Source organism: Achromobacter sp. 1012554356, assembly GCF_059760815.1.
Genome location: NZ_JCBANC010000057.1, coordinates 1 through 18961 on the forward strand (window position 1 = coordinate 1; position 18961 = coordinate 18961).

An 18961-nucleotide genomic window follows, 5' to 3' on the forward strand; every position below is an offset into this window, starting at 1 on the left:
GGCGGGGCGGGAGGCGCCGGTTTGCGGGCCTGCCGAATAGCGAGCGCAGACGGGATGGTGACCCGACGGGCGCGTGGCGGCCCGGGTCTCATGCCTTCGTGCTCATCGTAGGGCCGCATGGGTGCAGGCCACATACTCAAAATTGAGTACGCCGCGCGGCGCGGCCGCTCGTGTTACAGCAATGACGCCAGGCGGACCAGTTCGGATTGGCGGCTGCACTCCATCTTGGTCAGCAACGATGCCACCTGCTTGCGCACCGTCAGGACCGAGGCGTGGCGCAAGGTGGCCACTTCCTCGACGCTGTGGCCGGCCGCCAGCCCGGCCAGCACCGCGGCTTCGGCATGCGTGATGGAGAACACCGATTGCAGCTTGGTGACGTCCGGCATCGCGAAGGCGCTTTTCTTGCGCATGCGCACCAGCAGCATCCGGCCGCCGATGAGGCTGAGCGCATGGGGCGCCGTGCTGATGTCCACCCAGAACAGCTCGCCCCAGCCGGAGGCCGTGGCCATCGAACGCATATGGCCGTCGCCCGCCACGGCGGCGCAGTGCGCATCGAACAGCCGCTGCACCTTGGCGTCCGCGTGGCGCAGCCGTCGGCCATGCAGCGTCCAGCCGTTCACGTCGTCCAGAAAACCCACGGCCAGCGGCGACAGTTTGTCGACGATGCAATCCACGCTGATCAGCAGCACCGCTTCGTTGACCTCGGAAAACGCGCTTTCCAGCGACTTCCAGCCGATGGCGCGGTTGCGTTCGCGTTGCGACAACTGATGGCGCAGCACGCGGAAGTACCGCGCGTAATCGCCGGATTGCAGCCGGTCGCTCGCCTTGGCATCCACGGAAGAACGCTGAAAGCCGATCGCGGCGTGCAGCACGGTGTTCGATTCGATGATGAGCGACAGCAGTTGCTCCATGCGATGCCTGACCATGAAGTCCGCGTAGAACTCGGTGCGGTGCAACTGCGCGGGCTCGTACAACCGCGCGGTGTCCAGCCAGGTGCCGGCGGGAGCATTGCGGCCGTCCTGCTCAAGGATGTCGCAGGTGGAGTAATGCTCCTGGTATTCCGAGGTGCACGCGTCGGAGAATCCGATGGCGGACAGCGTCAGCAGTTCGTTCCTGGCGTCGAACACGATGAGCGTTCCGCTGTCGGCCCCGACAAGATCGCGGGCCGTGCCAAGAATGTCGCGCCATGGCGGCTCGGGGTCGGTCAAATGATCGACGGCCTCGACGGCGCGGCGCAATGCGATTCGATGATCGGGCATGGCGTGCCTCCAACGCTGGTTTAAACGTAATCGCTGCTACGTGTCACACATGGTTGTAGGTGGCGCCGGCCGGCAAGGCATGGCGGCGCACCGCTGCTGCGGATCAAAGCGGTGGGCGCGCCGCAAGGAACGTGCGGTGATGGCGGCAAACCCAGGGCCGATTATCGTCGCAAATTTGCGCGCGATGATGATTTCGCCGGGTTTGTCCGCAAGGAAAATTGCGTGTTGATGCGGCGATACCGGGATAATTCAACCGCTGCGGAAGTCCCCGTAAAACTGCCGCGCGGCACGGCTGAGCTTACTGCGCCAGCAGCCGTAGCAGCAGCGCCTTTTTCGGCTCGTCGGCCTTGCGCGCCAGCGCGGCCAGCTTCTTGTCGGATCCGTACAGCCGTTCGCGCACATGCGCCCTGTGGTGTTCGGGCAGCTCGGCCAGCGCGTCAGCCAGCAGGGCGAGTGTCTGCGCATCTTCAATCGCGAATCCGGCAGGCGGCTTGAAGCCATCCGTGCAGACGCACAGGCATGCCACGGCGGTGGCAAGAGTGTCCGGCGTCAGCCCATGCTGTTCGAGGAACACGGTGGTGTAGCGATCTTGCACCGACTGGTGTTCGTCGTCCACCAGATCCATGTAGTGGCGCAGCAGCGCAAAGCGGCCGGCGTCGGCCAGGCCCAGCGCGAAGGCCGCGTACGTGCCCGACAGGCAGGCCTTCTCGGCCTCCGAGTCGGTGTACCACTCATAAGGCTGGATGGCGGCGCGCGCGTAATTCTCCAGCGCATCGTGCGCCTCGAGGTGCTGCGCGGCGTTGGCAAAGAAGCGATGCGTGTCGGACTTGGCCAGGCCTTTGATGGGCAGATAGTGGCGTGCACGACTTTTCAATTCGATGCGGTAGCCGGCGGGAAAGCCCGCGCGCAACGCATTCGCGATGAAATCGAGCGCCTGGATGTAGGCTGCCGCCGATTCCTGCCGGATGGTGACGGACACCGTGGCAAGTACGTCGTTGGCGGCGCAGTCCACGTATTCGTGTGTCAGGCGCGTGCATGCTGGCGCAAGCGCTCCGCTGCCGGTGACCAGCATCGCTGCGGCACGCGCGCTGCCCACGTCGCGCGCCAGCTCCAGAAAGGTCAAGCCAAGCGGCCGCGCATAGCCGGGTTCAAAGCGCAGGATCAGCGTTGCCGCGTAGAGCAGCAGGTCGATGCCGCGGTCGCCGGGATCCAGCGTTGCGCCGGGCTTGAGCGTGTAGGTGTTCTGGCGGAAGGCGTTCTGTGCCACGTCGAAATAGCGCGGCAGATATTGCTCTTCGGACCAGCGCCGTAGCGCATGGATGATGGCGCCGCGCTGCTCCGCCAGCGATTCCTGGCCCGCGTTCAGCGCCAGCACGCGCGCAAAGACGGCGATCAGCCAGGGGTAATCGAACTCGGGAAACAGGCGTTCGTTCAGAAGATGGCTGCACAGCAGGCTGATGTGCAGGCGGCCGGTAGGCTGGCTGCCGTTCAGCACTTCGTGGTCCACGTATTGCGCCACGCGCTCGCGCAGGCCTTGCTGCTTGGCCTCGTCGGTGTGGTCCACCAGTGTCAGGCGCAGCCGGCCTTCGGTGGTCGGGAATTGCGCACGAAAGCGGAAATGGTGGTCCAGGTGCGGTTTGCCGGCAAGCCGGGCGATGCGTTCAAGCACGGCCTCGCGCAGCACGGGCGCCAGCGATTGGTGGATGGCTTCGGGACTGAGCGGGCCGTTGCGGCCTTCGGCGCGCAGGCCGTCCTCGTCGTCGGGCTCCCAGCTGGGCATGACGTCGAACATGATGCGCGAGGGCTCGTACTCCAGCAGGATTTCGCTGTGAATGCCGGCCTGCAGCGGCGTGCGGGCCACGATCGCGTCGATGTCATCGCGCGCTTGCAGCTTGTCGAACCAGCCATGAATGGCGGCAAGCGTTTCATCCTGGATCTGCTGGGCGGTCTTGTGATGCAGGCCAATGGCGCGGGAGTCGTGGGACATCGTGATTCGTGAGGGTTGCAACAGTTGCGCCGAATGCTACACGATGGGGCGCCACGCCAGCGTCAGTGCCGCGACGCGAAATCGCCGATGGCGGCCGCGGGCGACAGCGCGAATGACGCCTTCATGTCGCGCACTTCCTCGACTGGCGTGCGGCCGAAGAAGCGCTTGAATTCGCGGCTGAACTGCGACGCGCTTTCGTAGCCGACGCGGGCCGAGGCCGACGCGGCCGTCAGCCCGTCGCGGATCATCATGAGCCTGGCGTGATGCAGCCGCGTGGACTTGATGTACTGGATGGGCGAGGTCTGCGTCACCGCCTTGAAATTGACGTGAAACGCCGGGACGCTCATGCCGGCCTCTTGCGCCAGATGCGTGACGTCCAGCGGCTGGGAATAGTCCGTATGGATGCGGCGCAGCGCACGCGCGACGCGGCCGAAGCGTCCCGGGTGCGCCAGCGCGGCGCGCAGCGCGCCGCCTTGCTCGCCGCTCAGGACGCGAAAGCAGATCTCGCGCACCAGCGCCGGGCCGAGGATCTCGGCATCGAGTGGATGGCACAACGCACGCAAGAGGCGCACGGTGGCGTCGGCCAGCTCAACGGACAGCGGGGTCGAAGCGATGCCGAGCGGCGCGTCGCCGTTTTGGGTGTCTGCGCCGGTGCCTGCGGCGGCTTCGGAGCCATCGCCTGAGCGGTTGTCGATCGCCACCACCAGATCGGCCACGGTGGCCAGATCCATCCGTATCGACACCGCGAGCATGGGTTCTTCCTTGCTTGCCTGCGTTTCCGTGGAAAAGGGCAGGGGCACGGACAGCACCAGAAAGTGCTGCGCGTCGTAGACGTAGGTTTCGTCGCCCAGAAAGCCGAGCTTGCGGCCCTGGCAGACGATCACGATGCCGGGCTCGTAAAGCACCGGCGTGCGGCCAAGCGGCCGGTCAGAGCGCATGAAGCGCACGCCGTCCAGCGCGGACAGGCTGTAGCCCTCGTTGGGCGCCAGGCGGTCGATGAGCGCAATCATTTCGCGCGACAGCGGATTGGACGGCAGCGTCATGGGGCATCCGTGGTTCGGTTCCGGTGGGGGACATTCTACCGGCGTCAATCGGGGCGGAACAGTGTGCGCGATAGGAATGGGCAAGAGTGCGATAGACGCAGGTATTCGCGCGCGGCGCTGCAATCCTTAGCATTTCAGTCACGTAAACGACTTGGAGAAACAACCATGACTTCGACTCAGAACCGGCAATCCAAAGTGGTGCTGATCACCGGCGCCAGCAGCGGCATCGGCGAGGCCTCGGCGCGGCTGCTGGCCGCGCAGGGCCACCGCGTGTATGTGGGGGCGCGCCGCACGGACCGGCTGGAAACACTGGTGCAAGAGATTCGGGCAAACGGCGGCACGGCAGCGTTTCGCGCGCTGGACGTCACGTCGGCCGAGGACATGCGGGACTTCGTACGCGGCGCCGAGGCGGCCTACGGGCAGGTGGACGTGATCGTCAACAACGCGGGCGTGATGCCGCTGTCGCCGCTGAATTCGCTGAAGGTGGACGAGTGGGATCGGATGATCGACGTGAACATCCGCGGCGTGCTGCACGGCATCGCCGCCGTGTTGCCGGGCATGGAGCGCCAGGGACACGGACAGGTGATCAACGTGTCTTCCATCGGCGGACTCGCCGTGTCGCCGACGGCGGCGGTGTACTGCGCGACCAAGTTCGCGGTCCGTGCGATCTCGGATGGCTTGCGCCAGGAGACCGACAAGATTCGCGTGACCGTGGTGTGCCCCGGCGTCGTCGAATCGGAACTGGCCGACACCATCACCGACGACACCGCGCGCGTGGCGATGCAGTCGTTCCGCCGCGTGGCCCTGCACCCGGACGCCATTGCCCGCGCCATTGCCTACGCCATCGAACAGCCTGACGACGTGGACGTCAGTGAAGTGGTGGTGCGCCCGACGGCCAGTCCGTATTGAACGATCAATCCAAAGGAATCACTCATGACTGCGACAACTTCTAAAGACCAACCCTTTTCCGGCCAGACCGCCATTGTGACCGGCGCCGCCAGCGGCATCGGCCTGGCCACCACGGAACTCCTGCACGCGCAGGGCGCCCGCGTCGTGGCGGTGGACAGGGATGACGCTGTGTGCGCGCTGGCGCGGCCCGGCGTCGAGCCCCTGGTGGCCGACATCTCGCGGGAAGACAGCGCCGAGCTTGCAGTCAAGACCGCGATGGACCGCTTCGGCAGGCTGGACATCCTGGTGAACAACGCGGGCGTCATCATCAACAAGCCGGTGATCGACATGACGCTGGACGACTGGAACGGCATCCTTGCCGTAAACGCCACCGGCGCCTTCCTGTTTTCGCGCGAAGCGATGCGCGTCATGGCGCCGGCGGGCCGCGGCGCGATCGTCAACATCGGTTCGTATGCGTGCTACCAGGCCTTTCCGACCATTGCGGCCTATGCCGCGTCGAAGGGCGCGCTGGCGCAGTTGACGCGCGCCCTGTCGCTGGAGGCCATCGAGCACGGCATCCGCGTGAACGCCGTGGGATCGGGCGACGTGGTCACCAACATCACCAACCACATCCATGCGGACGGTCCCGGCTTCCTGGCCGAGCATGGCAAGAACGCGCCGATCCGGCGGGCGGCCGAACCGCGCGAGATTGCGGAGGTCATTGCGTTTCTGGCGTCGGAGAAAGCCAGCTACATCGTGGGCGCGGTGGTGATGGCCGACGGCGGCATGAGCGTGGCGCTGCGCTAGGCGCGGCACCAGTTCGGTCAGCGTGGCGGAAAGATCGCCGCGCGCCACAGGTCCAGGAAGTGGCGCTTTTTCAGCGGGTCCAGGTACACCAGCAGGCCGACGCCCAATGCCACGGGCCGCACGCCGGCCGCTGGCACGACCGATGCGCTGACCGGCCGCATGCCGGACTCGCGCGCCAGCGCATCCTGCCCCCGCGCCGACAGCAGATAGTCCAGGAACAGCGCGCCCAGGTCGCCGCGCGGCGCCTGTTTCGGAATGATGGCCGAGCGCGACAGCATCAGCGTGTAGTCCTGCGGGTAGATGATGGCGAGCGGCGCGCCGTTGTCGATGCGGTGCCGGGTATAGGACTCCAGCAGGTTGTAGGCCAGCGTCACGTCGCCGCTTTCCAGCTTGTCCAGCGCGTGTTCGGTGGACTCGTGGATGGACACGCCGTTGCGGCCGAAGGCGCCAAGCAGCGCGCCCGCCATGCTGTCCAGCCGCGTGTCCTGCGTGGCCGCCAGATAGCCGATGCCGCTGCCCTGCACGTCGTAGGTGGAGATGCGGCCGGCGAGCGGCTGGTCGGGCGCCTGCAGCAGCGACAGCAGTTCGCGGCGGGTATGCGGCACGCGCGCGGCATCGAGCTTGTGCGTGTTGTAGACCATCACGATGGGGTCGGTGCCGATGCTGAAGACCTCATCGCGCCAGTTCGCCCAGGCGGGCAGTGCGCGCGTCTGCGGCGATATGTGCACGCGCGCGTAGCCGTCGTTGACCAGTTTGGTCTGCAGGTCCATGGCGCTGCTGATGACGATGTCGGGGCCCGACGGAACGCCAGGTGGCTTCGCGGCGCGGGTCACGGTGTCGCTATAGAGTTCCTGCGTCGACAGCTCGGTGTATTCCAGCCGCACGGACGGATTGAGCCTGCTGAAGTCCTCCAGCACGCCGCGAAACACCTGCACGCTGTTGGACGCGTGCACGATCAGCACGTTGCTGCTGTCGGCGGGACCCAGCGTGAGGCCGCTGCTGCTCACTTCGGCGGCGTGGCTGACCGGTGCCAGCGTCAGCGCGGCGATCACGGTCAGGCCGCGCAGAAAGGACAGGGCGTCACGCATGATCGGCACGGGTGGGCAAGGGAGTGGCGGGCAGGGTGATGACGGCATCCAGGCCGCCGCCCACGCGGTTGCTCAGGCTGAGCGTGCCGCCGTGAATGTCGACGACGCGCTTGATGATGGACAGGCCCAGCCCGGCGCCGGGCGAGCGGGGATTGGGGCCGCGCGCAAACCGTTCGAAGGCCGTGTTGGCCAGCGCCGGCGGAATTCCCGGCCCCTGGTCGGACACCGTGACACGCCAGCCGCCGTCGTGCGGATCCAGCCGCACGTCGATGTGGCCGTCGTCGTTGGCGCCGTGGCGCAAGGCGTTGTCGATGAGGTTCTTGAAGGCTTCGCGCAGCATCAGGTTGTCGCCCAGCACGCGCGGCGGCTTGCTGCTGTTGGCGGATGGCAGATGCAGGCGGACATCAGGCTGCGGGTCGGCCTGCGGGACGGTGTCGTACACGGCCTGGCTCAGCAGTTCGGCCACGTCGACGGGCTGGAACTGCCGGACATTGCTTCGGTGGATGACGCTGGCGTCGCTAAGAAGCTGATTGACCAGCCGCGACAGCTTTTCGGCATTGCGCAGCACGGCCAGAAGGCTGCGCCGCTGCTCGGCCGGATCGTCCTCGTCCAGCGCGACTTCCATCTGCGCATGCAGCGCGGCCAGCGGGGTGCGCAACTGGTGCGCGGCCTCGGCAATGAACAGGCGCAGCGTGTCCAGGTTTTCCGACAGCCGGCCCATGAAGCCGTCCAGCGAGTGAACCAGCATGTCCAGTTCCTCGGGCACCGGCGCGGCGATGGGATGCAGGTCCGACGCGGTGCGGCCAGCCAGCTCGCGCTCGACCCGCTGGATGGGCGACAGCGACCGCTGCAATCCCCAATAGGCCAGCGCCAGCGCTGCCGCCGTAAAGCCGATGAGCGCCAGCGTGCCTTGCCACAGGATGCGCTCGGCCAGCGCGTTGCGCGCCTCGCGTGTCTGGGCGACCTGGATGATCGCGGTTTCGGTCTCTTGCGGACCCGCCACCTTGCGTTCCATCCACGCGATGCGCACCGGTTCGCCCTGGTACTCGGCGGCGTAGAGTTGCGGCGTGCTGGCGTCGGCATTGCCGCGCGCGGGTGGCGCGGGCAGGTCGCCGTATCCGGAGATCAGCGCGCCGCGCGCCGAGGCCACCCGGTAGAACACACGGTCGCGCGGCGCCTGTTCCAGCAGTGCAAGCGCCGCATAGGGCATGTCCATCTGCCACTCGCCCTGCACGAGCTGCAGGCTGTCGGCCATGGACAGCACGGACGCGCGCAGCAGTTGGTCGTAAGTGGTGTCGGCGGTCTGGTGCGCATAGCCGCGCACCAGCAGGTAGATCGCGCCCAGCCCGACTGCGAACAGCGCGCCGAGCACGGTCAGCAGCCGGCGGCGCACGGAAATACGGCGGGGCTGCTCGGAACGCGGCCGGTTCATGGTGTTGCGAGCCGCTACGGATGCGGCGGGGCCGCGGGCTCGCCGTCCGCGCCTTCCGCTGCCGTCAGCAGGTAGCCGGTGCCGCGCTGCGTCTCGATGCGAAGGGGCGAGCCTTCCAGCTTGCGGCGTAGCCGGGCGATGTAGACCTCGATGGCGTTGGGCGCGGCGTCGTCGTCAAACGCAAACAGCTTGTTCGCGATTTCCGACTTGCTGACGGCGCGGTTCATGCCGGCCAGCAGGATCTCCAGCAGGCTGAACTCGCGCTTGGGCAGGTCGATGCGCCGGCCGGCCAGCGTCACCTGCCGCGCCGCACTGTCGATGACCAGTTCACCAAAGCGCAGGGTGCCCGTGGCCTGCGGGCTGGGCCGGCGCAGCAGCGCGCGGCACCGGGCTTCCAGCTCGCGGAAATCGAAGGGCTTGGCCAGATAGTCGTCGGCGCCGGTATCCAGCGCGTGCACGCGGTCCTCGATGTCGATGCGCGCGGTCAGCGCCAGGACGGGCGTCTTGCTGCCGCGGTCGCGCAGCCGGTGCAGGATGTCGAACCCCGACATACGGGGCAGGCCGATGTCCAGGATGACGAGATCGAAAGTCTCGTATTGCAGGACACCATCGGCGTTCAGGCCATCGTTCTGGCTGTCGACCGCATGGCCGAGACGACGCAGCCGGCGCACGAGTGCGTCAGACAAATCCTCATCGTCTTCGATTACCAGGATGCGCATAGCGCCGATTGTCGCATGAGGGGGAGCCCCCACGCCGCGCGCGCTTCGCACGCTAGCTGCCCCCGAGGGGGCGCTTTTCCCTTGGGGCGGCCCGGCGGGAAAAGGAGTTCCCAAGCGACGAATGTGTCTCCGCGGCCAACAAAAACGACAGGTTCCAGACAGCTTTTCTTCCTAGTCTTGCGCTCCTGCTTCCCCAGCCGGAGGCGGGCACACATAACAACGACTAGCTGGAGATAACCCTCATGCTTCTGACCCTGCTTGGCTTCGGCATGGTGATCACGTTCATGACGCTGATCATGACCAAGCGCCTGTCGCCGCTTGTCGCCCTCATCCTTGTCCCCATTATTTTTGCGCTGCTCGGCGGGTTTGGCGCGGGCATCGACAAGATGATGCTGGACGGCATCCGCAAGATCGCGCCGACCGGCGTGATGCTGATGTTCGCCATCCTGTACTTCGGCGTGATGATCGATGCGGGCCTGTTCGACCCCATCGTCGGCCGCATCCTGCGCGCGGTGAAGGGCGATCCGCTGAAGATCGTGGTGGGCACGACGGTGCTGGCGCTGGTGATCTCGCTGGACGGCGACGGCTCCACCACCTACATGATCGTCGTGGCGTCGATGCTGCCGCTGTACCGTCGCCTGAAGATGAACGCGCTGTCCATGACCTGCCTGGCGATGCTGGCGAGCGGCGTCATGAACCTGACGCCGTGGGGCGGACCGACGGCGCGCGCGGCCAGCGCCCTGCACGTGGACGCGGGCGACATCTTTGTGCCGCTGGTGCCGGTGATGGGCGTGTCCATCGTTGCGATCCTTATCCTGGCGTTCTTCCTGGGCCTGCGCGAGCGCCGCCGCCTGGGCGTGCTGGCGCTGCCGGAAGGCGCGTCGCTGCATGCCGGCTACGACGAGGACGGTCCGAAGAATCTGCCCGAGATCGAGGTCGACCACGACCTGCGCCGTCCCAAGCTGCTGTGGGTGAATGCGGGCCTGACGTTGGCGCTGATGGTGAGCCTGGTGCTGGGCGTGCTGCCGCTGCCCGTGCTGTTCATGATCGCGTTCGCGATCGCGCTGATCATCAACTACCCGAACCTGGCCGAGCAGCGCCGCCGCGTGGCGCAGCATGCGGGCAACGTGCTGTCGGTGGTGTCGCTGATCTTCGCGGCGGGCATCTTCACCGGCATCCTGTCGGGCACCGGCATGGTCGAAGCCATGTCGCGCAGTCTGCTCGCCGTCATTCCTGACGCGCTGGGACCGTATCTGGCGGGTATCACCGCGCTGGTCAGCCTGCCGTTCACGTTCTTCATGTCGAACGACGCCTTCTACTTCGGCGTGCTGCCCATCCTGAGCGAAGCCGCGCAAGGTTACGGGATAACGCCCGTCGAGATGGCGCGCGCCTCGCTGATCGGCCAGCCCGTCCACCTGCTCAGCCCGCTTGTGCCATCCACCTACCTGCTCGTCGGCCTGGCCGGCGTGGAGTTCGGCGACCACCAGCGCTATGCGCTCAAGTGGGCCACGATGGTCTGCATGGTGATGCTGGTCGCCGCCCTGGCGTTCGGCCTGTTCCCCCTGGTCGGCGCGGCCGCCTGATTCCCCGCGGCGCCTGCCGCACGACTTTGAAAGGAAGAACCATGGCTTTGCGCATCGCCTACGTCACCAGCGGCATGGGCCATACCGGCACCGCGATCTGCCAGGCGCTGCATCGCGCCGGCCATCGCGTAGTCGCCGGCTGCGGTCCGCGCTCGTCCCGCAAGGACCACTGGCTGAAGGAACAGAAGTCGCTGGGCTACGACTTCATCGCCTCGGAAGGCGACGCCACGGACTGGGCGTCGACCGAGGCCGCCTTCGCCAAGGTCCGGCGCGAGGTCGGCGAGATCGACGTGCTGGTCAACAATGCGGGCTCCATGCTGGACATGCGCTTTCGGCAGATGAGTCACGCCGACTGGTCGGCCGTCCTGCGCAGCAACCTGGATACGCTCTTCAACAGCACCAAGCAGGTCGTCGACAGCATGGCGGACCGGGGCTGGGGGCGGATCATCAACATCGGGTCGGTCGCGGCCGAGAAAGGCCAGATCGGCCAGATCAACTTCGCGACCGCCAAGGGCGCGGTCATCGGCTTCACGCGCTCGCTTGCGCAGGAAGTCGCGGCGCGCGGCGTGACGGTGAACCTGGTGTCGCCGGGTTTCATCGCCGACGATACCGTCCGCGCCTTCCCGCCCGCGCTGCTGGACCGCATCGTCGAAAGCGTGCCGGTCGGCAGGCTGGGCACCGCGCGAGACCTGGCCGGGCTGTGCGTGTGGCTGGCGTCTGACGAGGCCGCGTTTGTCACCGGCGCCAACTACGCCATCAACGGCGGCGTGTACATGGGCTGATGCAGGGGCGTCAGACGGCGCGGCTTTTCAGGAAGTCGGCGATGGAGGTCGCGGTGCGCTTGCTGTCGGCCAGCCATTCCACGCGCCATTCGGTGATGCGCTCGTCGGTGTAGTGTTCAAAGACGCCTGGCGTGGGCTCGTTGATGGACTCCAACTGCCGCACCAATACCAGCGGTTGTTCCGCACCCGGCGTGTCTTGCGAAAAGGCCGCGGCGTCTTCAAAGGTGTCAAAGGCGTAGTAGTAATCGTCGCCGTCGTGCAGGTCCTCACCGCCCGCATGCGGGTGCACCCACACGCGATATTCCAGGACGTCGTCGTAGAAATAGCCGCCGCCCGACTTGGTCATGGCGGGGTATTCGCCCACCTGATCGGGATCGATGGCGACGGGGTGAGCGGATGAAATGCCGGGTGTCATGGTGCTGCGGGCTCCGATTGATCTGCCTGGGGCAGGTAAGCAGGGCCGACACCTTATCGCAGTTTCGACCGCTGCGCCGCTGTCAGCGAAACACCGACCAGGCCAGCGTCGCCGAAAACACGCCCAGCACGATCGAGGCGCCGCGCTGCATCTTTGCCGGATCGATCCACTTCATCCGTTCACCGCCCAGCGTCGCGCCGAACAGCACCCAGGCCAGACCAATGGGCACCAGCAACACCGCAAAGACGCCCATCGCCGTCAGATACGCCGGGACGCTCTGGAAGGCCAGGGCGGGAAAGATGGCGCTGGCGAACAGGATGCCCTTCGGGTTGAGCAGCGTGGCGACGAACAGCGTGCGCATGCCGATCAGCTGCTGGGCCGCCGAGGGCACGGCGGTGGCGGCGCGCCACATGCGCCACGCGAGCCAGGCGATATACAGGCTGCTGGACGCCCGCACCACGGCCGGCAACCACGGCACCACCTGCGCGGCTTCGCCCAGGAATCGGCCCCACACCGTGATCGACACCAGATAGCCGGCCAGTTCGGCCAGGGTCAGGCGCGCGGACTTGCGAAAGCCTTGGCGCAGGCCGGCGGCGGCTAGCAGCGTATTGGTCGGACCCGGCATGGCCAGGATGACTGCGACGCCTGCGACAAACAGACTGGCGGTCGTGACGGTGAACATGGTGCATGGGATCGATGGCGGGAAGGGCCGTCTTGTAGCACGGCCCCGTTACCGCATGCAATCGCAGCCCTGCGTCAGGGCGCGGCCAAAGGCGGCCGGTCAGGTGCACTGCCAAAGATGCCCGCTGACGCGGCAGGCCGCGCACCAGAAGCTGTAGTTGCAGCCACCGCTACCCCACAGCCATTCGCCGCCGTCTTCTTGCGGCAGGCCCGAGTCCAGCTGCATGGCCAGGGGCATGTCCTCGCCGCAATCGGGACACGCCGGATAGGTGGCGGATTGCACCCAGCTCGGTGCGCCGCCGACCCGGCTGAGGTTCTGGCGGCCATTGGATTCGCCCCAGTCCTGCCAATGCCAGCGCGCCGGCGCCTTGAACAGCGTCACGTCGGCCGCCAGTAGCGGAGTCGCGACGAAGTCCGGCGACAAAGGGGCATCGCGCTCCTGGCTGGGATGCGTCCGCGGCACGCCGTCCTCGCCGTGGCAAAAGAAGAGGGCGCCGTCGGTTTCCCAACCCTGGCACGACAGGCAGGTGGCGAATTCAATCGCGCTATTGCCATCGATGCCGGCCGCGGCGGGATCTTGGATGGTGAGCAGCCGGTGCAGGGGGCCGTGGCACAGGCCGCATTGGCTCGCCAACGTGCCGCCCATGCGCGCCTGCAAGCCGCCCGTTGATTCAGCGTTCCAGGTCGGGTGCGCGCGATGCACCTCGCGCCGCCACGCCGGTTGTTGCGCCAGCATCGATTTTCGTTGCGCGGCGTTAAAGCCGATGTGCAGCGGCTGTTCGCCGTGCAGGGCGCGCAGGCCGCCTTCGTGTTCCGTATAGCCCGCCTGCTGCAACCACGCTGCGGCATCGGAGTGGCCGGCCTCGGGGAACAGGCGGCGCCAGGCCGCGTACACCGCCTGCGGTCGGCGCGAACGCAGCAATGCGACGGCGCGCGCGCGGCCTGGACTGCCTTCGGACAGGTCGTCGTCCAGCCGGTGCAGCCAGTCGTACAGCGTGGCGTCGTCAAGGGCGCGCCATGCGTGGTCGGCCGCGTATTCCGGACCGCCGTCGTCGTCTTGCACGGCGGTGAGCAGCCGCTCCCATTCCGGGGCAAAGGCTTCGGGATGCTGCACCGCTGCGGAGTCCAGGATCCCCCGCGCCAGTTCGGAATCCGCGCCGCGCCGCCAGACGTCGCGAACCGTGGCTACGTAGGCCTCGTCGTCCATCAGGTCCAGCGCAGCGTCGATGAAGGTGGCGTGGTTCGGCGGCCTGTGGAGCGCCTGCAGAACCAGATCGGCCAGCGCCGCCGGCGCATCCCGCCACAATTGCAGCGTCTGCGCCATGGGGTCGTTGTTCTTCCAGCCCAGGCGTTCGTAGGCGTCAAGGATCTCGGTGGCGGTTTTCATCGGCCCGTCCAGAATTGATCGAGCCGGGAGGATATCCGATGGCGTCGCTTGCCGCGGACCGGTGACGTGGGCGGGGGACGGTTCGCGCCGGGTCCGTGCTAGCGTGCCAGCTTCGTCGATACGTCCGTATGCGTGCCACGGTCCAGATCCGCGCCAAGCGATCTGTCCCATGCAGGCAGCGTCTGCAGTTCCTCGCTGACTTCACCCGCTTCGATGCGACGCGCAATGTCGTCCAGCAATTGCGTGCGCGTGGCGAATCCCCGGCCCTGCAGGTCTCGTGCAAACAGCCGGTAACGCAGATTGGGTTCAGCGCCCTTCATCACGCCCAGATTCAGGATCTGGCCTTGCTCGTTGCGCAGCAGCAGATGGCCGGGGCGGGCATAGATACGGTAAATGCGCCAAGGCGACGAAATCGCGGTGTGACGGGGATGTGTGACGCACCCGGGGTCGCTACTACCGCCGGACGGCAGTGGCGTCGAAGGAAGGCGTTTGATGCACGCGTTGGCGAATCGGGCAATGGATCTTCTGATGGCGCTCACGCAGCGCCCGCCGTCATCGCGGAAAAATCAATCGGGCAGGGGACTGGCGGCAGGGGCTGGCGCTGAATGACCACGGGTTGTTCCTCATATGGCGATACGGCGAGGCGACGCGCGTTCAAGCACCACGCGCCCAGCATACGCGCTTTAGGCGGCCGGCTTACGCGCTGAGGTGATTTGGTTACGCATTAAGCACAAAGCGCGTTGACTTCCCCCCGCAGGCCGCCCATAGTGGTCTAGAAGCTTTTCGAGCATCGTGATTTTCGTCCGGTCTTGCACCCTCCGAGGGGCGCCTAATTGTTCGCGATCCTTTCCTTGACTGGCCTCATTTCGCGGGCCCGCCCGCATTTAAAGGAAAGCGTCATGGAAACCGGAATTGTGAAGTGGTTCAACGATGCCAAGGGGTTTGGCTTCATCATGCCCGAGGACGGTGGCAAGGACATCTTTGCGCACTTTTCGGAGATCGTCAGCGACGGCCATAAAGTGCTTCTTGAAAATCAGCGTGTCAGCTATGTGACCGCGCAAGGCGCCAAGGGCCCTCACGCGACGCAGATTCGCGCATTGTGATCGGCGGCCGCACGGCCTATCGGTCAGATACTGGAGGTCCCATGTTTCATAACAATATGGTTTACAAGGGCTACCGGCTTACCGCGAGTGTGTCCCGGGTTGCAATCGGGAACGCGCGCCGACCGGCTTTTACCGCAACGGTCGCCGTGGAATTGGCGGGCGATCAGGACCGGCTCGGCGAGCCGCATGCCGTGCCGCTGTTCGACTCCGGCGGGTGTGTTGCCACGCCCGGCATGGCAGTCGACGCCGCGATCACGCATGGCCGTTTGATGGTGGATGCGCATTCCCGGGCAGTGTGACGGCGCTGTGCGAGCCGCGGGGTAGCGCGAATCGCTGCCCATGCACGGTGCAAAAACCAGACAGGGCCGTCCTCGTTACGGGGGCGGCCCATTTTCATGTTGGGCAGCGCGGGTTCAGTGTGGCGATGGCGGGTAATGACGTCTGAAAGGGCTTTCCGATCAGCACGCCCGCTGCCGTACAACATTACGGTAAGCCGCCTCAGGCCTTCAAGCCTAAGCGCCGCGCCAGCTTGTGCAGGTTGCTGGGGTCCACATCCAGCGCTCGCGCAGCCACCGCCCAATTGCCCTGGTTGGCGTCAAGCGCCCGCCGGATGACCTGACGCTGGCAGGCGTCGACCGCGTCGCGCAGCGACTGCACCGGCACGCTTGCATCGGGGACGTCGGCGGCATCGTCTTCCAGCGACGCCGGCATATCGCCGTCGGACAGGTCCAGCAGCTTGGCGCCCAGCGTGACGATCTCGTTGCGGGTGGCGCCGTGGCTGACCGCCTTGATAGCCGCGCGGCTGAGGACGTGTTCCAGTTCGCGCACGTTGCCCGGCCAGCGATAGCGCCGCATCATTTCCTCGGCCTCGGGTGATAGCCGCAGGCTGCGCAGGCCGAGCCGCGCACGGTTCAGTTCCAGGTAGCGGCCGGCCAGCAGCAGGATGTCGTTGCCGCGGTCGCGCAGGGGCGGGATGGGAATCGGGTAGACCGACAGCCGGTGATAGAGGTCGGCGCGGAAGTCGCCCGCACGCACCAGATCGCGCAGGCTGCGGTTGGTGGCCGCCACGATGCGCACGTCCACCGTGCGCGGGCGGTCGTCGCCCAGCCGCTGGATCTCGCCGTTCTGCAAAGTGCGCAGCAGCTTTGCCTGCACCAGCAGCGGCAGTTCGCCGACTTCGTCCAGGAACAGGGTGCCGCCATTGGCGGCTTCGAAGCGGCCGGGGCGGTCGGCAACGGCGCCGGAGAACGCGCCCTTCGCGTGGCCGAACAACTCGCTTTCAGCCAGCGATTCGGGCAGCGCGGCACAGTTCACGTGCACCAGCGGCCGGTCGCGGCGGCGCGACAACCCGTGCACGCGATGCGCGAACAGCTCCTTGCCCACGCCGGTCTCGCCCAGCAGCAGGATGGGCAGCTCCGAATCGGCCACGACGTCGATCTCGTGCAGCAGCCGGGCGATGGAGTCGCTCTGGCCCAGGATCTCGCTGCTGGCGGGGGCGGCGCTGTCCGCCGGCGCCTGCCCGCGCGCCACACGCAGGGCGCGAATCTCGGCCTCCAGGCGAGTGGTGCGCAGCGCGGCTTCGAGCAGCACGATGTAGTCGCGCAGGTCGGCTTGCGCCTCCATGTCGAACGTGCCGACCTCCAGCGCGTCCAGCGTCAGCACGCCCCAGGTCTTGCCCTCGATGTGCAGGCTGGTGCCCATGCAGTCGTGCACCGGCAGCGGTTCGCCCGCCATGCCATTGATGAGTCCGTCGTAGGGATCGGGCAGGGTGCTGTCGTGATGAAAGCAGGTGACGCCGCGCCGGCCCAGGATGGCCGCCAGCCGCGGGTGCTGCTGCACGGCGAAGCGGCGGCCCAGCGCATCCTGGGTCAGACCGTCTACCGCGATGGGGCGAAGGTGGTCTTCTTCAAGCTGCAAGAGCGCGACAGCGCCGCAGCGGAAATGGGTGCGAAGACTGGAGACCAGGCGCTGAAGACGGATGGCGGGCGGCAGGTCGGCGACCAGGTCCGCAAGCAGGAGATTTTGCATGGGTGAATTCTACCGTTGCAAGGTGAATAGAACCCTCCTGTTAAATGGTGATATTTACCCGTTAAATCGCATGTGGTTGATATATCGCAAGTTTTTCCTGGCACGGTTTTCGCAAGTAGGGAAGCACCGTCATGATCAATGGAGAGACGCGATGAGCATGGTTGAGCAATCCCTGGGCCAGTTGGCCCGCAGCATTCCCGGCGCCACGCAGGTGTTTCACGAGTTCGAACTGGACTTCTGCTGTGGCGGCAAAAAGAGCCTGGCCGAGGCGGCCGCCCAGCGTTCGCTGGACCCCGCCCAGATCGAGGCCCGCCTGGTGGCCCTGGCGCAGAATCCCTCGCAGGAAATTGACTGGGGGCTGGCGTCCCCGGCCGAACTGGTCGAGCACATCCTGGCGCGCTATCACGAGGTGCACCGCCAGCAGTTTCCAGAACTCATCCGCCTGGCGCTGAAGGTCGAACAGGTGCATGCCGACAGCCCGGACTGCCCGACGGGCCTGGCCGACCACCTGCGCACCATGCAGCAGGAACTGGAAAGCCACATGCAGAAAGAAGAACAGGTGCTGTTCCCCATGCTGGCCCGCGGTCACGGCGCCATGGCGACCATGCCGATCATGGTGATGCGCATGGAACACGACGACCACGGCGTCGCGCTCGAACGCCTGATGGCCCTGACCAACAACGTGACGCTGCCGCGCGCCGCCTGCAATACCTGGCGCGCGCTATACCTGGGCATTCGCCAGTTCAAGGAAGACCTGATGGCGCACATCCACCTGGAGAACAACATCCTCTTTGAAAACGCAGGCGCGCGCGCCTCGGCCTGACGGGCACGCGCGGCAAGGAAGGGCGGGGCCTGCCGGCCCCGCGGCATCAGCAGGGAAGAGGTCCGTATGAATATCGACAAATTCAAGCAGCAGCACGTGGATATCCTGGAAGGCATCGCGTCGTTGCGCAAGCTGGCCCTGGCGGGCGTGGCGCGCAACGCCGCCGAGATCGCCCGGGGCATCGTGGCCATGAGCGCCACCATCAAGCTGCATCTGGCGGTCGAAGACCGCGCGCTGTACCCGGCCGTGGCGCGCAGCGCCGACGCCGAACTGGCGCGCAAGGGGCGGGAGTTCCAGGAAGAGATGGACGCTATCGCCGCCGCCTACGAAGGCTTTGCCAAGCGCTGGAACAACGCCCGCAGCCTTGAGCTGGACGAGCGCGGTTTCCGGAACGACGCCAATACCGTGCTGCGCCGCGTCCACGAACGCATGCAGCGCGAAAACCACGATCTTTATCCGCGCATCGAAGCCATGTAGCGCGGGGCGGCCTTAGCGGTCTTCGGGCGCAATGCCCGCAAGCGCGCGCCGCAAGGCCGCATGCGCGTCCCGGTCCACCGGCCGATGCTTGCGTTCGGCGCTGGCGGGATACTTGCCCAGGAAGTTGCCGCCCTTGCGGTCCATGGCCGGGCGCACCGGCCGGGGCGCGAAGCCGCCGCCGCAGTTCGGGCAGACGTTGCCCAGCACGTCTTCCACGCAATCGGCGCAGAAGGTGCACTCAAAGCTGCATATCCGGGCCAGCGGGGACGCCGGCGGCAGGGCGGTGTCGCAGTGTTCGCAGGTGGGGCGCAAGGCAAGCATGGAAGGCTCCAACGTCGGGAAGAGACCGGTGCGTCAGCGTACCCGTTTCGCCGCCTGCCGCGCCAGCCCCGAACCGGACACAAAAGGAATGAAAAGCGCCATCTCCGTTGCAGGTAACCGGCGTCCGCCGCCTGTACA

The 18961-nt window shown here is 66.6% G+C and carries 20 protein-coding genes; 8 read left to right on the forward strand and 12 right to left on the reverse strand.

All coding sequences use genetic code 11. From position 1 onward, the window contains the following. Positions 1-173 precede the first annotated feature (173 nt). The 3 genes from AC6LJW_RS23530 to AC6LJW_RS23540 form a co-directional block, all read right to left on the reverse strand. Entirely contained in the window at positions 174-1259 is a 1086-nt protein-coding gene (locus AC6LJW_RS23530) for a LuxR C-terminal-related transcriptional regulator (protein ID WP_056568393.1), read from the reverse strand. Between the two features lie 298 nt (positions 1260-1557). Beyond that, positions 1558-3246: a DUF6138 family protein gene (locus tag AC6LJW_RS23535; RefSeq protein ID WP_498088395.1), complete on the reverse strand. Its 1689-nt coding sequence runs from the start codon at positions 3244-3246 to the stop codon at positions 1558-1560. A gap of 62 nt (positions 3247-3308) precedes the next feature. Continuing rightward, positions 3309-4289 (reverse strand): AraC family transcriptional regulator, encoded by a 981-nt coding sequence (locus tag AC6LJW_RS23540; RefSeq protein ID WP_056568388.1) that lies wholly within the window; start codon positions 4287-4289, stop codon positions 3309-3311. A gap of 165 nt (positions 4290-4454) precedes the next feature. Between AC6LJW_RS23540 and AC6LJW_RS23545 the strand changes: the two genes are divergently transcribed. Next, a complete protein-coding gene (locus AC6LJW_RS23545; protein ID WP_427986327.1) occupies positions 4455-5198 on the forward strand; it encodes an SDR family oxidoreductase in 744 nt (247 codons plus the stop codon). Between the two features lie 24 nt (positions 5199-5222). Further along, on the forward strand, positions 5223-5984 hold the full coding sequence (locus AC6LJW_RS23550; RefSeq protein ID WP_056568382.1) for an SDR family NAD(P)-dependent oxidoreductase: 762 nt from the start codon (positions 5223-5225) through the stop codon (positions 5982-5984). Between the two features lie 17 nt (positions 5985-6001). Here AC6LJW_RS23550 and AC6LJW_RS23555 read toward each other — a convergent pair whose 3' ends face one another. The 3 genes from AC6LJW_RS23555 to AC6LJW_RS23565 are packed head-to-tail and all read right to left on the reverse strand — an operon-like array spanning position 6002 to position 9223. Continuing rightward, positions 6002-7072, reverse strand: coding sequence for an ABC transporter substrate-binding protein (locus tag AC6LJW_RS23555; RefSeq protein WP_498088396.1), 1071 nt, complete (start codon positions 7070-7072; stop codon positions 6002-6004). Then, the gene (locus AC6LJW_RS23560; RefSeq protein ID WP_498088397.1) at positions 7065-8504 is read right to left on the reverse strand and encodes a sensor histidine kinase; all 1440 of its coding nucleotides are present in this window, start codon (positions 8502-8504) and stop codon (positions 7065-7067) included. Before AC6LJW_RS23560 ends, AC6LJW_RS23555 begins: the two co-directional genes overlap by 8 nt. Positions 8505-8518: 14 nt before the next feature. Next, a complete protein-coding gene (locus AC6LJW_RS23565) occupies positions 8519-9223 on the reverse strand; it encodes a response regulator transcription factor (protein ID WP_056568372.1) in 705 nt (234 codons plus the stop codon). Between the two features lie 242 nt (positions 9224-9465). Here AC6LJW_RS23565 and AC6LJW_RS23570 point away from each other — a divergent pair, with 242 nt between their 5' ends. Further along, positions 9466-10806 carry a CitMHS family transporter gene (locus AC6LJW_RS23570; protein ID WP_056568369.1) on the forward strand — a complete coding sequence of 447 codons (1341 nt, stop codon included), beginning with the start codon at positions 9466-9468 and terminating at the stop codon, positions 10804-10806. 41 nt (positions 10807-10847) lie between these two features. Next, on the forward strand, positions 10848-11588 hold the full coding sequence (locus AC6LJW_RS23575; protein ID WP_498088398.1) for an SDR family oxidoreductase: 741 nt from the start codon (positions 10848-10850) through the stop codon (positions 11586-11588). A gap of 10 nt (positions 11589-11598) precedes the next feature. Here AC6LJW_RS23575 and AC6LJW_RS23580 read toward each other — a convergent pair whose 3' ends face one another. The 4 genes from AC6LJW_RS23580 to AC6LJW_RS23595 form a co-directional block, all read right to left on the reverse strand. After that, positions 11599-12003, reverse strand: coding sequence for a hypothetical protein (locus AC6LJW_RS23580; protein ID WP_056568364.1), 405 nt, complete (start codon positions 12001-12003; stop codon positions 11599-11601). A gap of 82 nt (positions 12004-12085) precedes the next feature. After that, on the reverse strand, positions 12086-12685 hold the full coding sequence (locus AC6LJW_RS23585; protein WP_056568363.1) for a LysE family translocator: 600 nt from the start codon (positions 12683-12685) through the stop codon (positions 12086-12088). A 99-nt stretch (positions 12686-12784) separates the two neighbouring features. Further along, complete coding sequence (locus AC6LJW_RS23590; RefSeq protein ID WP_498088399.1) at positions 12785-14071, reverse strand: serine/threonine-protein kinase; 1287 nt, start codon at positions 14069-14071, stop codon at positions 12785-12787. 98 nt (positions 14072-14169) lie between these two features. Then, positions 14170-14610, reverse strand: a complete 441-nt coding sequence (locus AC6LJW_RS23595) for a hypothetical protein (protein ID WP_056568359.1) — start codon at positions 14608-14610, stop codon at positions 14170-14172. Between the two features lie 360 nt (positions 14611-14970). On the opposite strand from AC6LJW_RS23595, the gene AC6LJW_RS23600 reads away from it, so the two are divergent. After that, a complete protein-coding gene (locus tag AC6LJW_RS23600) occupies positions 14971-15174 on the forward strand; it encodes a cold-shock protein (RefSeq protein WP_056568357.1) in 204 nt (67 codons plus the stop codon). 41 nt (positions 15175-15215) lie between these two features. Next, positions 15216-15473 carry a hypothetical protein gene (locus AC6LJW_RS23605; protein WP_056568355.1) on the forward strand — a complete coding sequence of 86 codons (258 nt, stop codon included), beginning with the start codon at positions 15216-15218 and terminating at the stop codon, positions 15471-15473. Between the two features lie 199 nt (positions 15474-15672). Here AC6LJW_RS23605 and norR read toward each other — a convergent pair whose 3' ends face one another. Beyond that, positions 15673-17202, reverse strand: coding sequence for a nitric oxide reductase transcriptional regulator NorR (gene norR / locus AC6LJW_RS23610; RefSeq protein WP_056568353.1), 1530 nt, complete (start codon positions 17200-17202; stop codon positions 15673-15675). Between the two features lie 151 nt (positions 17203-17353). On the opposite strand from norR, the gene ytfE reads away from it, so the two are divergent. Together ytfE and AC6LJW_RS23620 are read left to right on the forward strand one after the other, a co-directional pair. Continuing rightward, complete coding sequence (gene ytfE / locus AC6LJW_RS23615; RefSeq protein ID WP_056568352.1) at positions 17354-18025, forward strand: iron-sulfur cluster repair protein YtfE; 672 nt, start codon at positions 17354-17356, stop codon at positions 18023-18025. 66 nt (positions 18026-18091) lie between these two features. Beyond that, on the forward strand, positions 18092-18502 hold the full coding sequence (locus AC6LJW_RS23620) for a hemerythrin domain-containing protein (protein ID WP_056568350.1): 411 nt from the start codon (positions 18092-18094) through the stop codon (positions 18500-18502). 12 nt (positions 18503-18514) lie between these two features. Here the strand turns inward: AC6LJW_RS23620 and AC6LJW_RS23625 are convergent, their stop codons facing one another. Then, complete coding sequence (locus AC6LJW_RS23625; protein ID WP_056568347.1) at positions 18515-18823, reverse strand: DUF1272 domain-containing protein; 309 nt, start codon at positions 18821-18823, stop codon at positions 18515-18517. Positions 18824-18961: the final 138 nt, after the last annotated feature.

Bases quoted from the DNA above. Each gene is read 5' to 3' on its own strand.
- AC6LJW_RS23530 (WP_056568393.1), bottom strand. From the start codon at position 1,259: ATGCCCGATCATCGAATCGCATTGCGCCGCGCCGTCGAGGCCGTCGAT.
- AC6LJW_RS23535 (WP_498088395.1), bottom strand. From the start codon at position 3,246: ATGTCCCACGACTCCCGCGCCATTGGCCTGCATCACAAGACCGCCCAG.
- AC6LJW_RS23540 (WP_056568388.1), bottom strand. From the start codon at position 4,289: ATGACGCTGCCGTCCAATCCGCTGTCGCGCGAAATGATTGCGCTCATC.
- AC6LJW_RS23545 (WP_427986327.1), top strand. From the start codon at position 4,455: ATGACTTCGACTCAGAACCGGCAATCCAAAGTGGTGCTGATCACCGGC.
- AC6LJW_RS23550 (WP_056568382.1), top strand. From the start codon at position 5,223: ATGACTGCGACAACTTCTAAAGACCAACCCTTTTCCGGCCAGACCGCC.
- AC6LJW_RS23555 (WP_498088396.1), bottom strand. From the start codon at position 7,072: ATGCGTGACGCCCTGTCCTTTCTGCGCGGCCTGACCGTGATCGCCGCG.
- AC6LJW_RS23560 (WP_498088397.1), bottom strand. From the start codon at position 8,504: ATGAACCGGCCGCGTTCCGAGCAGCCCCGCCGTATTTCCGTGCGCCGC.
- AC6LJW_RS23565 (WP_056568372.1), bottom strand. From the start codon at position 9,223: ATGCGCATCCTGGTAATCGAAGACGATGAGGATTTGTCTGACGCACTC.
- AC6LJW_RS23570 (WP_056568369.1), top strand. From the start codon at position 9,466: ATGCTTCTGACCCTGCTTGGCTTCGGCATGGTGATCACGTTCATGACG.
- AC6LJW_RS23575 (WP_498088398.1), top strand. From the start codon at position 10,848: ATGGCTTTGCGCATCGCCTACGTCACCAGCGGCATGGGCCATACCGGC.
- AC6LJW_RS23580 (WP_056568364.1), bottom strand. From the start codon at position 12,003: ATGACACCCGGCATTTCATCCGCTCACCCCGTCGCCATCGATCCCGAT.
- AC6LJW_RS23585 (WP_056568363.1), bottom strand. From the start codon at position 12,685: ATGTTCACCGTCACGACCGCCAGTCTGTTTGTCGCAGGCGTCGCAGTC.
- AC6LJW_RS23590 (WP_498088399.1), bottom strand. From the start codon at position 14,071: ATGAAAACCGCCACCGAGATCCTTGACGCCTACGAACGCCTGGGCTGG.
- AC6LJW_RS23600 (WP_056568357.1), top strand. From the start codon at position 14,971: ATGGAAACCGGAATTGTGAAGTGGTTCAACGATGCCAAGGGGTTTGGC.
- AC6LJW_RS23605 (WP_056568355.1), top strand. From the start codon at position 15,216: ATGTTTCATAACAATATGGTTTACAAGGGCTACCGGCTTACCGCGAGT.
- norR (WP_056568353.1), bottom strand. From the start codon at position 17,202: ATGCAAAATCTCCTGCTTGCGGACCTGGTCGCCGACCTGCCGCCCGCC.
- ytfE (WP_056568352.1), top strand. From the start codon at position 17,354: ATGAGCATGGTTGAGCAATCCCTGGGCCAGTTGGCCCGCAGCATTCCC.
- AC6LJW_RS23620 (WP_056568350.1), top strand. From the start codon at position 18,092: ATGAATATCGACAAATTCAAGCAGCAGCACGTGGATATCCTGGAAGGC.
- AC6LJW_RS23625 (WP_056568347.1), bottom strand. From the start codon at position 18,823: ATGCTTGCCTTGCGCCCCACCTGCGAACACTGCGACACCGCCCTGCCG.